This window comes from Azomonas agilis (assembly GCF_007830255.1).
Classification (GTDB): domain Bacteria; phylum Pseudomonadota; class Gammaproteobacteria; order Pseudomonadales; family Pseudomonadaceae; genus Azomonas; species Azomonas agilis.
Window position 1 is genome coordinate 88,721 of the sequence record NZ_VLKG01000006.1, and the last position, 13,201, is coordinate 101,921.

At 49.4% G+C, this 13,201-nt stretch carries 14 protein-coding genes; all 14 read right to left on the bottom strand.

The window, feature by feature from the left end; all coding sequences use genetic code 11:
• Positions 1 to 36 precede the first annotated feature (36 nt).
• Positions 37 to 1,392 (bottom strand): flagellar biosynthesis GTPase FlhF, encoded by a 1,356-nt coding sequence (flhF, locus tag LX59_RS09330; protein WP_144571592.1) that lies wholly within the window; start codon positions 1,390 to 1,392, stop codon positions 37 to 39.
• Positions 1,393 to 1,407: 15 nt separating this feature from the next.
• Positions 1,408 to 3,510 (bottom strand): flagellar biosynthesis protein FlhA, encoded by a 2,103-nt coding sequence (gene flhA / locus LX59_RS09335; protein ID WP_425457490.1) that lies wholly within the window; start codon positions 3,508 to 3,510, stop codon positions 1,408 to 1,410.
• 112 nt (positions 3,511 to 3,622) lie between these two features.
• Positions 3,623 to 4,759 (bottom strand): flagellar biosynthesis protein FlhB, encoded by a 1,137-nt coding sequence (gene flhB, locus LX59_RS09340; RefSeq protein ID WP_144571594.1) that lies wholly within the window; start codon positions 4,757 to 4,759, stop codon positions 3,623 to 3,625.
• Positions 4,760 to 4,777: 18 nt separating this feature from the next.
• The gene (fliR, locus tag LX59_RS09345; RefSeq protein ID WP_144571595.1) at positions 4,778 to 5,554 is read right to left on the bottom strand and encodes a flagellar biosynthetic protein FliR; all 777 of its coding nucleotides are present in this window, start codon (positions 5,552 to 5,554) and stop codon (positions 4,778 to 4,780) included.
• A gap of 16 nt (positions 5,555 to 5,570) precedes the next feature.
• Positions 5,571 to 5,840 carry a flagellar biosynthesis protein FliQ gene (gene fliQ, locus LX59_RS09350; RefSeq protein ID WP_144571596.1) on the bottom strand — a complete coding sequence of 90 codons (270 nt, stop codon included), beginning with the start codon at positions 5,838 to 5,840 and terminating at the stop codon, positions 5,571 to 5,573.
• A gap of 12 nt (positions 5,841 to 5,852) precedes the next feature.
• A complete protein-coding gene (fliP, locus tag LX59_RS09355; RefSeq protein WP_425457491.1) occupies positions 5,853 to 6,596 on the bottom strand; it encodes a flagellar type III secretion system pore protein FliP in 744 nt (247 codons plus the stop codon).
• 11 nt (positions 6,597 to 6,607) lie between these two features.
• Positions 6,608 to 7,063 carry a flagellar biosynthetic protein FliO gene (gene fliO, locus LX59_RS09360; protein WP_246118725.1) on the bottom strand — a complete coding sequence of 152 codons (456 nt, stop codon included), beginning with the start codon at positions 7,061 to 7,063 and terminating at the stop codon, positions 6,608 to 6,610.
• Position 7,064: 1 nt separating this feature from the next.
• Complete coding sequence (gene fliN / locus LX59_RS09365) at positions 7,065 to 7,565, bottom strand: flagellar motor switch protein FliN (protein WP_144571598.1); 501 nt, start codon at positions 7,563 to 7,565, stop codon at positions 7,065 to 7,067.
• Positions 7,566 to 7,594: 29 nt separating this feature from the next.
• A complete protein-coding gene (gene fliM / locus LX59_RS09370; protein ID WP_144571599.1) occupies positions 7,595 to 8,557 on the bottom strand; it encodes a flagellar motor switch protein FliM in 963 nt (320 codons plus the stop codon).
• 15 nt (positions 8,558 to 8,572) lie between these two features.
• A complete protein-coding gene (locus tag LX59_RS09375) occupies positions 8,573 to 9,103 on the bottom strand; it encodes a flagellar basal body-associated FliL family protein (RefSeq protein ID WP_144571600.1) in 531 nt (176 codons plus the stop codon).
• Positions 9,104 to 9,157: 54 nt separating this feature from the next.
• Positions 9,158 to 10,450, bottom strand: a complete 1,293-nt coding sequence (locus LX59_RS09380; protein ID WP_246118726.1) for a flagellar hook-length control protein FliK — start codon at positions 10,448 to 10,450, stop codon at positions 9,158 to 9,160.
• Positions 10,451 to 10,552: 102 nt separating this feature from the next.
• Positions 10,553 to 11,008: a flagellar export protein FliJ gene (gene fliJ / locus LX59_RS09385; protein ID WP_144571601.1), complete on the bottom strand. Its 456-nt coding sequence runs from the start codon at positions 11,006 to 11,008 to the stop codon at positions 10,553 to 10,555.
• A gap of 5 nt (positions 11,009 to 11,013) precedes the next feature.
• Positions 11,014 to 12,369 carry a flagellar protein export ATPase FliI gene (gene fliI / locus LX59_RS09390; RefSeq protein ID WP_144571602.1) on the bottom strand — a complete coding sequence of 452 codons (1,356 nt, stop codon included), beginning with the start codon at positions 12,367 to 12,369 and terminating at the stop codon, positions 11,014 to 11,016.
• Entirely contained in the window at positions 12,359 to 13,195 is an 837-nt protein-coding gene (gene fliH / locus LX59_RS09395; protein WP_144571603.1) for a flagellar assembly protein FliH, read from the bottom strand. Before fliH ends, fliI begins: the two co-directional genes overlap by 11 nt.
• Positions 13,196 to 13,201: the final 6 nt, after the last annotated feature.

The window sequence follows — 13,201 nt, forward strand, 5'->3', positions numbered from 1 at the left end:
GGGTTCTGGCCTGCTTGATCCAGCCACGTCACGCTTTCAACCAATACGACACGCGGAGTTGCCATTTAAGCTGGCAAATACATCGGCCATAATTTCTTCAGTGGGCTCATCTTCTGCTTGCAGACTTACGGCTCGACTGACTAACCGATGATTACGCGGCAGGTGAAGATCGTCAGGAATTCGTGGACCATCAGTTAAATAAGCAATGGGTAATTGTTGAGTAATAGCCAAGCCTAATAAATCTCCTAAAGATCCCGCTTCATCCAATTTTGTGATAATACAGCCCGCTAAACCACAGCGCTTGTGACTATGCCAAGCAGCTTTAAGCACCTGAGTTTGAGTAGTTGCCGCCAATACCAAATAATTCCTAGCGCCGACTGTTGGATCTGAGAGCGCATCCAACTGTGCCCGTGCTCCTGCATCATTCACAGGCAACCCAGCCGTATCAATTAGAATCATCCGTTTATCTGCCAAAGAGGCCAAGACTTTAGGCAAAGATTGATCTGGCCCCATGGCAGTCACCGATACATCTAAAATACGCCCTAAGGTTTTCAGTTGCTCTTGTGCCCCAATCCGAAAGTTATCCATGGTCACTAAAGCAATATTCTGACTGCCGTACTTCAAGACATAACGTGCGGCAAGCTTAGATAGAGTTGTGGTTTTACCAACACCCGCTGGCCCTACTAAAGCAATGATACCGCCCTCTTCCAGAGGCTCATCATCCAGTGTTTTGATCGTTTGAGCGAGGTGGGCTAACAATAAACGCCATGCCTGCTGAGAATCCTCTACACGCTCAACTTTTTGTAATAAATCACGGGATAAATCAGCCGGTAGTCCCAGCCGCTGCAATCGCCGCCATAAAATGGCTTGATTCGGTTGCTGATTTTGTACACGCCCCCAAGCCATGGAGCCTAGCTGAACCTCTAATAGCTCACGCAAACCGTTTAACTCAGAGCGCATGGCATCAAAGGCCCGCTGATCTAAACTTGCAGTGGCTGAGGGGTTTGGCTCCATCTCGAAAGGAGTCTGAGAACGGCGCTCCTGTTCAGGTTGTACCGTCGTTTCAGGAGCGGTCGGAATGGGCTCCTTTTCTCGGTCAGGCAGTTGCAGTTTTTTCTCAAAACGATCACTAACATCAGCAGCTACTGATAATAATGTTTGAGCACTGGTACCCAATTGGGCCGTAGCCCGACTTTTACGCAACTCAGCCTCTAAGGCTAAGTTAGGACGGGCTTTCCGAGTCGAGGGCATGGGGTAATTCAGGGCGGCCGTTAATTCTATGCCCCCAGCGACCCGACGATTGCCAATAATGGTTGCATCACAACCAAACTGATCCCGAATCAGTTTCATGGCTTGTCGCATATCCGCTGCGAAAAAACGCTTGACCTGCATGGTCTCACCCCCAAATTACTTTTGTCCCACCGTCGCTACGATGGTGATCTGCTTGTTATCCGGAATTTCCTGATAAGCCAATACATGAATGCTGGATACAACTTGCCGTGCAAAACGCGACATCATCGTTCTAATAGGCCCGGCTACCAGCAATACAACGGGTTTACCCAAGATTTCCTGATGCTGTGCTGCTTCGATTAAGGATTTTTGCAGTTTATCGGCCATACCAGGCTCCAAAACAGGCCCATCATCAGCGGTTTGTCCAGGCTTTTGCAAACTACTTAATAAAATTTGTTCCAAACGTGGCTCTAAGGTAATGACAGGCAACTCTGGGTCAGTACCCACAATCCCCTGCACAATGGAGCGAGACAGTGCCACTCGCACTGCGGCCACTAAGGTGGATGCATCCTGCCCCTTAGTGGCGGTATTAGCAATAGCTTCTGCAATCGTTCGGATATCTCGGATAGGTATTTGCTCTTGCAGCAGGCTTTGCAGCACTTTTAAGAGTGTGGATAACGGCACTATGCCCGGAACCAAATCTTCAGCCAGCTTAGGCGATAACTTAGCCAGTAATTTAAGCAACTGTTGAACGTCTTCATGGCCCAACAATTCGTGAGCATGCCGACTTAATACTTGGTTTAAGTGTGTAGCAACTACAGTGCTAGCATCTACCACAGTATATCCTAAAGATTGAGCCTGATCGCGCACACTGTGCTCAACCCAAACCGCATCTAATCCAAATGCAGGATCTTTAGCCTCAATACCTTTAACCGTACCAAACACTTGCCCAGAATTAATGGCCATTTCTCGGTCAGGATAAATTTCAGCCTCAGCAATACAAACGCCCATTAAAGTCAGACGATAGGCGTTAGGCAGCAAATCTAAGTTGTCTCGAATATGCACTGAGGGCATCAAAAAGCCCAGATCCTGAGATAGCTTTTTACGCACCCCCTTGATCCGCGTTAACAACTGCCCTCCTTGGTTGCGATCTACCAGCGGAATCAAGCGGTATCCCACCTCTAGCCCCACCAAATCGACGGGAGTTACATCATCCCAGCCCAGTTCGCGTGTTTCGGATGCTTGCTGAGTAGCCGGTAAACTCTCTTGCTGCTTTCTTTGCAAAGCCTGCTGTTCATTACGCTGGGCTTGTTGCTTGGCATGCCAAATCCAATAAGCACCGGCAGCAGCAATAACGCCTAAACCGATGAAAGGTACATGGGGCATACCCGGTATTAGGCCCATGATGATCAGAATAGCTGCCGTGACGGCTAAAGCACGGGGGGAAGCAAACATCTGGTTATTGATTTGCTGCCCCATATCCTCAGAGCTAGTAACCCGAGTCACCATAATGGCCGCTGCGGTAGACAGTAACAACGCAGGAATCTGGGCCACCAGACCATCACCGATGGTCAGTAGTGCATAGATACGTCCCGCCTCGGAAAAACTCATGCCGTATTGGAAGATACCTATGGCTATACCACCAATCAGGTTGATAAATAGGATGAGCAATCCGGCCACTGCATCACCCCGCACAAACTTACTGGCACCATCCATAGAACCATAAAAGTCTGCCTCAGAGGTTACTTCAGCTCGGCGCTTTTTGGCCTCTCCCTGATCAATCAAGCCTGCATTTAAGTCGGCATCAATCGCCATCTGCTTACCGGGCATAGCGTCCAAGGTAAAGCGGGCACTAACTTCGGAGATACGTCCCGCACCCTTGGTCACTACCACAAAGTTAATGATCATCAAGATGGCGAAAACAACGATCCCCACCACATAGTTTCCACCGATCACCACCTCACCGAAAGCCTGGATAACTTTACCTGCTGCGTCATGTCCGTCTTGTCCGTGCAGCAGCACTACACGGGTGGAGGCCACGTTGAGCGACAAACGCAATAAGGTTGAAATCAGCAAAATGGTGGGAAAAACAGCAAAATCCAGAGGGCGTAAGGCATACACCGAAACGAGGAGCACCACAATGGATAGGGCGATGTTGAAGGTAAAAAATACGTCCAGCAAAAAGGGGGGCAACGGCAGCATCATCATGCCTAGCATGATCATAACTAACAGCGGCACACCTAAACTGCCCCGACTGGCTCCAGCCAATCCCTCACGCAGATCTACGAATTGTGCACGGCTTAGGTTCACAGAGCCCCCTTTTCCACAAAGCTTTGACGCATTACTGGCTTTTTAATGGGCTTGCAAAAACTAAACCGTTTTGAATCAAAAGCTAATCATCTCGCCGTAAATCATCGGGAATGGGAAGGTCGCGCAATGGGTCTGGTTTTTGGCCTTTTCCGGCCTGATAGCGGCGTAATTGGTAAACGTAAGCCAATACTTGAGCAACAGCTACATAAAGCCCTGCAGGAATTTCCCGATCCAGCTCTGTAGAAAAATAAATCGCGCGCGCCAATGTCGGTGATTCTAACAAGCTAACCTGATGTTCTTGGGCAATTTCACGAATCTTAAGCGCCAAAAAATCGCCGCCCTTGGCAACAACTATTGGAGCCTTGGCTTTTTCAGGATCGTATTTCAGTGCTACGGCAAAGTGCGTGGGGTTGGTGATCACCACATCGGCGGTAGGAATGGCTTGCATCATGCGCCGCTCTGCCATTTCTCGCTGCATACGCCGAATCCGGGCTTTAACTTCTGGCTTTCCTTCAATGTCTTTATATTCGTCGCGCACTTCCTGCTTGGTCATCATGAGTTGCTTACGGTTTTCCCACCACTGAAAAGGCACATCTAGCGCCGCAATCACAATCAAGCCACAGGCCATCCACAGAGTACACCAGCCTACAATTTCCATACTGTGAATGATGGCCATTTCCAGCCCTTGCTTGGAAATGGAGATCAGCTCTTTTTCGTAGCTCAGCAGTACCAATAAGGCAACCCCTAGCACTATTAGGAATTTACCAAGGGCTTTTAGCAACTCTACTAAAGACTTTAAGGAAAACATTCGAGCCAAGCCGCTCAAAGGATTCATTCGGCTGGGTTTAGGCATCAAAGCCTCCCCGGAAAAAAGCCACCCTCCCAAAGCAATAGAGCCCAATAATCCACTCAAAACCAAAGCCAGTAGTAGAGGTAAAAGCGCTTTAAAAGCGACCAGCCCCGCATTGAGGAGTAACCAGAACATGGCATCTTGGGCCAACATAGCCTCTCGGCTAAGATCGAAGCTAGTACGCATAGCAACCATCAAAGCATGTCCTAGCTGCCCCCCTGTAATCAACAAAGCGATAATGCCACCTAAAGTAACCATTACCATGCTCAGTTCGCGGGAGCGAGCAAGCTGGCCTTTTTCACGGGATTCTCGGTGACGTTTCTCGGTGGGCTCTTCACTTTTTTCGGCCCCATCTTCATTTTCTGCCACGGACTTAAGCTCCTTAACTTAGGGGGCTTGCGCTAGCTCTCGTAACCACTGTAGTGCTTCTGTGGCAGCCTGTTGGTATTGACTCAACACATCCGCGAGCCCTACCCAAGTGATCAGAAATCCCAACACCAGTGTTAAGGGGAAACCCACACTGAAAATATTGAGCTGAGGAGCCGCACGGGTCATCAGGCCAAAAGCCAAGTTCACCACCAAAAGTGCGGTTATCGCCGGTAACACAAGGAGCAACCCAGCACCCAACACCCACCCCAAACGCCCCGCAATTAGCCAAAAATGATTGGTGGATAGACCTTCCCCAATGGGCAGAGTGATAAAGCTTTCTGCCAAAATATCCAAGGCCACTAAATGCCCATTCATCCCTAGAAACAGTAAGGTGGCCAGCATATTCAAAAATTGCCCCAACACAGGCACGGTAATCCCATTGGCAGGATCAACCATTGAGGCAAAGCCCAAGCCCATTTGCATCGCTAGCAATTGACCTGCCACAAGAAAGACTTGAAAAAACAGTTGTAGAGCCAAGCCCAACATAACTCCGATCAGCACCTGCTCAAGCACTAATAAAAACGCTGATAGAGTCAAAGCATCAACCGTAGGGACATCGGGAAGGATGGGCACCAATACCAGACTGACCGCCACCGCCATCAGCAAACGAATACGCATGGGGACTAGCTGAGTACCAATAATCGGCATGGTCGCAAGAAGAGAGGCCACCCGAAAAAAGGGCAACGCAAATTGCCCAACCCAACCACCAATTTGCGCATCACTGAGCTCAAGCATTAATCCGACATCCCTATTAACCAATCAGCTGTGGGATGCTCTGAATCAGATTTTGAGTAAACTCTATCAGTTGCCGAGTTAACCAAGGGCCCGCCAGAATTAAAGTAATCAGCATAGTGAGCAGACGGGGCAAAAAACTTAGGGTTTGTTCGTTAATCTGGGTCGCTGCCTGAAAGATCGCAACAACCAAGCCAACGAGAAGACTGGGCAACACCAATATGGCTACCAAAAGGGTGGTTAACCACAGTCCTTCACGAAAGAGATCAACCGCCAACTCAGGACTCATATCGCCCCATCCCTAAAAAGTGCCAAAGCTACTGGCTAGTGTACCCATGATCAGCCCCCAACCATCCACCAACACAAACAGCATGATTTTAAAGGGCAGCGAAATAATCATAGGGGACAGCATCATCATGCCCATCGCCATTAATACGCTGGCTACCACCATATCAATGACTAAAAAGGGGATAAAAATCATAAAGCCAATTTGAAAGGCTGTTTTTAACTCCGAGGTCACAAAAGCCGGAACTAAGATACTCAGGGGTGTGGCTTCTGGTGACTCAATATCCGTGCGTCTGGATAATCGAATGAAGAGATCTAAGTCCGCCTCACGGGTTTGGGCCAGCATAAAATCCTTTAGGGGCACTTCCGCCCGTGCTAATGCATCCTGAGCAATCAATTGCTCGTTCAAATAGGGCTGTAGCGCATCACGATTAATGCGATCAAAAACGGGAGCCATGATAAAAAAGGTCAAAAATAGCGTCAGACCAATTAAGATCTGATTAGAAGGCGTTTGCTGTAAACCCAAAGCCTGCCGCAAGATCGAAAACACAATAATGATGCGGGTAAAACTGGTCATCATAATGACAAAGGCTGGGATGAAACTCAGCGCAGTCATGATGAGCAGTATTTGCAAGCTCACCGAATACTCTTGTCGCCCCTGTGCATCTTGGGTCAGGGTAATCGCAGGAATCGACAAAGGATCGGGGGCAGCCAAAGACCAAGAACTAAATGCCGCCAGCAGCAACCCCAAGATCAAAATAGGCCATAGCCTCACGATGAAGCCCCTTTCCCTTTACTTGAACCACGATGGGCTAAGGCTTCGACTAAACGCTGGGCAAAGTCCGGTGATGCGTTCATCACCTCCTCAGAAACAGAAACAGGTGTTGTCAATACATGCACAGGCGTGATTTGCCCCGCCGCTACACCTAATAGAATTTGCTGCTCTCCCACCTGAATCAATACCAAACGCTCCCGAGGCCCCAAGGACTGACTGGCCAGCACTTGGATGATTTGCCCAGAGCGCGGCTGCCAGCGTTGAACTTGGCGCAGTAGCCAAGCCAGCAATACCACCAACCCCAGAACAAGCAACAAACCTAGCACCAAGCGCCCGACTGAGGGTTGCCAATCCAATCCTACAGTTTGAGCCACTGACTGCTGTGCCTCTGAAGCCTCAACTAAACAGGGGACTAGCGACAACAGCCCCATCAGCATGTGCAGTAGTCGCATATTAGCGCAGCTTCCGAATACGCTCACTGGGACTGACTACATCGGTCAGGCGAATGCCGAATTTTTCATTCACTACGACTACCTCACCATGAGCAATCAGCGTCCCATTGACTAATACATCTAAAGGCTCGCCAGCCATACGGTCTAGCTCAATAATGGAGCCTTGGTTCAGTTGCAGTAGGTTACGAATGTTGATTTCCGTACTGCCCACTTCCATAGAGATAGTGACGGGAATATCTAAGATAACCTCTAAATTTGGCCCCTCCATGATTTTGGGCATGGGCTGCTCAAACTTTGAGGCACCACTGGGAAAATCCTCCATCGGCATAGGCACAGGGTTGGGCTTTGCTGTTTTAGCGCTAGGCGGCGGCTCCACATCATTCAGTAAAGCATCAATATTGTCTTGGCTTGCTGTACCTGCTTCCTCTAAGGCTGCTGCCCACTCGTCCGCCAGTGCTTGGTCATTAATGCCGCTGTCGGGCTGTTGTTTTTCATCCATCATTACCAATCCCCAACTGCTTCAGCAAAATATCAGCGAGCCGGCCCTAATATCTGTAGGGCCAGATTACCTTTAGTTGATCCTAGTTTTACTTTAAAAGCGGGTACACCATTGGCGTACATGACCATGTTTTCAGGTAGTTCGATGGGAATAATATCCCCCGGCTGCATACTTAAAATCTCACGCAAGCGTAGCTGCCGACGTGCCACTGTAGCCGATAAGGGAACTTTCACATCTAAAATATCTGAGCGCAGGGCTTTATTCCAACGTTCATCTTGATCGGTAGTGTCTGCTTTAAAACGAGCATCCAGCATATCTCGGATAGGCTCTAGCATCGAGTAAGGTATGGCGACATGCATATCGCCTCCCCCGCCATCAAGCTCTATATTGAAAACAGAAACCACCACCACTTCACTTGGGTTAATGACATTGGCCATAGCTGGATTAACTTCAGAGTTAATGTATTCAAAGCTAATAGCTAATACGGCTTTCCAAGCTTCTTGCATATCAATAAAGGCCTGATCCAACACCATGCGTACAACACGCAACTCTGTTGGAGTGAACTCGCGCCCTTCAATTTTTGCATGCCGCCCAGCACCACCGAAGAAATTATCAACCAGTTTAAATACTAACTTGGCATCTAAAATAAAGAGGGCGGTACCCCGTAATGGTTTTAACTTAACTAAGTTCAAACTCGTAGGAACATAGAGAGAGTGCATGTAGTCACCAAACTTCATGACTTGCATTCCACCTACGGCAACCTCGGCAGAGCGACGCAGTAAGTTAAATAAACTAACACGCGTATAGCGGGCAAACCGCTCGTTAATCATCTCTAGGGTTGGCATCCGACCCCGGACAATACGGTCTTGACTGGTCAGATCATAAGAATGCACGCCCTCATCGTCCATTGGGGCTTCTGGCTCGACCAAGCCATCGTCTACACCATGCAATAAGGCATCAATTTCATCTTGGGAGAGCAAGTCTTGAACGGCCATCTACATAACCTTCGCTTACTGCAACACTAAATTAGTAAATAACACTTGCTCTATAACCACCTTCCCCACCTCTTTTTGTGCCAACTCCTGCACGCTGGTGGTTGCTTGTTGGCGCAGAATTTCTTTACCCGCAGGTGTAATGAGGTTTCCAAAATCCTGGCTGGAGAACAGCATGACTAAACGATTACGCAGTATGGGCATGTGCTCTTTTAAGGCCGCCAAAGCCACAGGGTCACGCGCCATCAGTGCCACACTCACCTGCATGTAGTGGGATCGGCCCTCGTACTTGTAATTCACGACGAAAGCTGGGGCCAATACCTCATAAACAGCCTCTTGCCGAACGGGTGCAGCAGGCTCGGCGGGCGCATGTTCAGCAGGAGCCTCTCCTGCATTCTTAGACAGTAAAAACCAAGTGGCTCCGATAGAAGCACCCGCGACCAACAGTAAAGCTAGCACGATGATTAAAATCATCTTGAGTTTACTTTTACCGCCGCCTTCAGAATTGCCTGCCGCTACGGCAGCCTTGGGGATGGGTTGCTTAGCCATAAAACCTATTCGCTCTTAAAAATACTTGCGATTACACCACCATGGCCTAATTAATCAAGCGTAGTAATCAACCAGCCTCTTCTGCCCACCGATGATAGAATGTCCAGAGGATACGAGGGTTGATGCAGTATCCACCTCTGAATCTAAAGAAGATGCCTGCTGTGTACGCTGAGCATCCTGCTCCCCTTTACCCTTGCCTGCAAACTGACTGGCAACATTAACATCCGCTAAATTCAAACCCTGTTGGTTAAAAAGCTCCCGCAAGCGTGGGAGTTGCGACTCCAAAGCCTCACGCACTCCAGCCTGTCCACTGATAAAAACCACCTGAGCCTGATCCCCAGTCATATCTATGCGTACGGCCAAACGCCCAAGCTCTGCAGGCTCTAAATTAATTTCGGCGGCCTGTATATTTTGACTGGACATCCACAACACACGATCCACTACCGCTTGAGACCAGCCGGGTTGTCGTAACGCAACCGAAGCGCCAGGAACAGGGGATTGAGCAGACTGAGTCCCTCCTTTACCTGAGGCACCTTCAGTCTGACCCCATTGGCCCGTAAGCGTGTCTGAAAAACTCTGTGTAGAACCCGCTTCGGATTGTGCCAGTCCGGCGGAAATCAACTCCCTATACTGCGGCAAGAGTGCGGGGGCTTCTAAATCGTCCTCCAGTGTTTTAACCAAAGGCTCTGAATCCAGCCCTACAGCAGCATTATTCTGCTTTAAAGCCAATTTTTGCATCAGTGTTGCGAATTTTTGCTGAGTGGATTGAGGGTTTAGTGTTTCTTCAGCCATAAAAGGCATCAGACCCGCCCCCAATTTTTGTAACTCCGCATCGGGATCTGAGCTTTCTAAGGCTAACTGTGCCGCAAAATCTAACTCCGTTGGAAGCGAATCTGCTTCTACATCCTCTCCCTCAGTACCCTGATTAAGATTCAAATTAAGGTTTAAAGCGGGGGTTGCTGCAGCAGGATTAGGCGGTACAAGATCAGCCCCCATAGAAATCAGTAAAGGCTCTACATCCTGCATAGTATCTGAGGGATTTTCCTGCGAGGCCTCTGAAAGCTGATCCTGCTCAGACTGTTCCGCAGTCTGTTGAGACTCCACAGGCCCTTCAGCAGGCTGTACCGAATTAGCTTGGCTATTTTGCTTCTGAGCTTCTTGATGGGCACTTAACTTACTGGAAGGCTTCGCTTGCTGATAGGACTGCTCTTGGGCATAAAGCTGCGCAAAATCAGCCTTTGCAGCGGCTGTATTACTTGCCTCCACTCCCTCAGCCTCAGCTACATTGCTATGAGTCGATGAAGGTGACGCGCTAACGGTTGTTGTCAAAGACAGATTAAGAGCCATAGTCCCATTCCCAAGCCTATCAAGGGTTAGCCGCTGCTAACGCCGTCCCCTTCAGTTTGTTTAGCAAGCTTTGCACCATACAAAGCGCCATTTATTTGACGGTCAGTCCTCTGCTTTATAGGAATTTATTCGACGCTGACTCAGCTCATCTAACTGCTTTTGCTCTCGCAACTCTAGTTTTTTACGCATCTCAGCCTCCTTACGAGCTACCAGTTTACGCAAGCCATCCAAACGCGCTTGTTTTTGTAGCCACTGCTGCCTTAACTTTTCCAACGACTCCCGATACCAGTTCACACTACGCTGTTGTTGGTTAATGGCTGTATCCAGTTGGGTCATAAAGTGTTGGTAATTCACCAACCAGCGCGCCGATACACCTTGCTTTCCCTGCTCCAGCCAACGCTTTTGGTAGTCTTCTCGGTAATGCTCCAGATCCGTTAACTTGGCAGCCGCCTGTGCTAACTGAGCCTGCCCTTGGCCAAGCCGTTTTGCGGCTTCACGCTCTGCACGCTCAGCCATCAAGATGACCGGCTCTAAACGCTCTTTGAACGACCCGGCCATAAGTTTTAACCAGTGCGCCCTTCAACAAGCTTAGCCAAGCGTTGCACACTTTGAGGCAAATGCTCACTTTCATCCAAGCTTTGTTGCAGGTAACGCGCCATATCAGGCTGACGACTGATGGCTAAGTCTGTTTCCGCATCTCCACCCGGCACATAAGCGCCCACACTAATCAGATCTCGGCTTTGTTGATAGCGTGACCAAAGCTGCTTAAAACGCTGGGCGTAACGCAAATGCTCAGGGGAAACCACAGCAGGCATCACACGACTGATGGAGGATTCTATGTCTATAGCTGGATAGTGCCCTTCTTCGGCCAGATGCCGTGACAATACAATATGTCCATCCAAGACCCCACGAGCCGCATCTGCGATGGGATCTTGTTGATCATCACCTTCAGACAATACGGTATAAAAAGCGGTAATAGAGCCTCCTCCCTTTTCAGCGTTTCCAGCACGTTCAACTAATGCTGGGAGTTTGGCAAATACTGAGGGCGGATATCCTTTAGTAGCTGGAGGCTCACCAATCGCTAAAGCAATTTCCCGCTGGGCTTGGGCAAAGCGCGTTAGGGAATCCATTAGCAACAACACATTACATCCCTGATCTCGAAAATACTCCGCAATGCGGGTGCAATACATGGCCGCACGCAAACGCATTAAGGGTGACTCATCGGCTGGGGAGGCCACGACTACAGAGCGCTTAATACCCTCATCCCCCAAGATATTCTCAATAAACTCGCGTACCTCACGCCCCCGTTCACCGATCAGCCCCACTACGATGATTTCGGCCTCAGTAAATCGAGTCATCATGCCCAGCAAGACGCTTTTACCCACCCCCGTACCGGCAAACAACCCCAATCGTTGACCTCGGCCCACAGTCAACAAGCCGTTAATGCTACGGATACCTACGTCTAGGGGCTCTTCTATAGGGTGTCGCCTGAGCGGATTGATACTAGGGCCATCCATGGGAATCCAATCTTCCGCCCGAATACTCCCTTTACCGTCTAAAGGCCGCCCAGCGCCATCCAAGACGCGGCCAAGCATGGAGTATCCCATCGGCAATAAACCCGCTGTCCCTTGGGGAATCACACGGGCACCGGGCGCTATGCCAACCAAACTACCCACTGGCATTAAATAGAGTTTATTCCCTGAAAACCCCATGACTTCAGCTTCCACCTGTATCGGGTGGCTGCTGTCTTCATTCAAAACTAAGCAACGACTTCCGACGGCAGCTTTTAGTCCTTCAGCCTCTAGGGTCAAGCCCACCATACGCAGCAATCGCCCTTCAACTACCGGCTGTACGGGTAGGCTTAAGGCATCTTGATAAGCGCTTAGGCGGCGCGCAAAACTGGTACGCTCAAGGCGCATGGGGTTGATCCAAGTCCAACTGAATATCAGGGGTAGGCGGATGCAGACTTTGCTGTTTCCACTGCTCCCACAACTGTTCAATCGCTTGGCTTAAGCGCGTTTCTATGCTGGCATCTAAACGGCTGTATTCGGTTTCAATGCGGCACCCGCCCGGCAGCAGTTGCTCGTCCTCCAAAATGCGCCACTGTTCTTCGTGGCGCTCCCGGAGGGCTTTAATTTGGGCAAAATCCTGTGGATTAATATGGATACGCACCTGATCACTTCCCACCGGCAGGAGTTTAAGTGCTTCACGCACCATCAGCGTAATTTGGCTAGAATCCAAGATTAATTCGCGTCGAATTACCTCTTTCGCCAAGTCTACCAAGAGCCTCAGTAAAGCCTTTTCGATGGCTTGATCCTGAGCGGCTATAGGCTCAAATAACTGCTGCATGAGCTGATCTAAATGGGCTAGTTTTTGGGCTAATGCCTGCTCGGCCTCTTGCTGGGCTTTCTGTTGCCCTTTTAACTGGCCACTGTGAAATCCTTCTTTTTCCCCTGTCGCAAAGCCCTCGTTATAAGCCTCTTGATAAGCTTCATGACGGATGCGCTCCAACTCCGCTAGGGTTGGAAATGAAAGCTCCTCTTCAGATACCTCATTGATAGGCTCAAGAGGAGCAGTAGGTATAGACTCCTCAACGTCTTCGGCAAGGTGAGCTGCTAAGACTTCATCCTCTACTAATGAGGCCGGAGTCTCTGTTGGCTGATCAAAATTGGGCAACGGCCAGCGACCAAAAGCCTGAGTTTTTTCTCCTCGAATCAACTCATCCAGAACGGTCTCTTTGCTCATAACAGC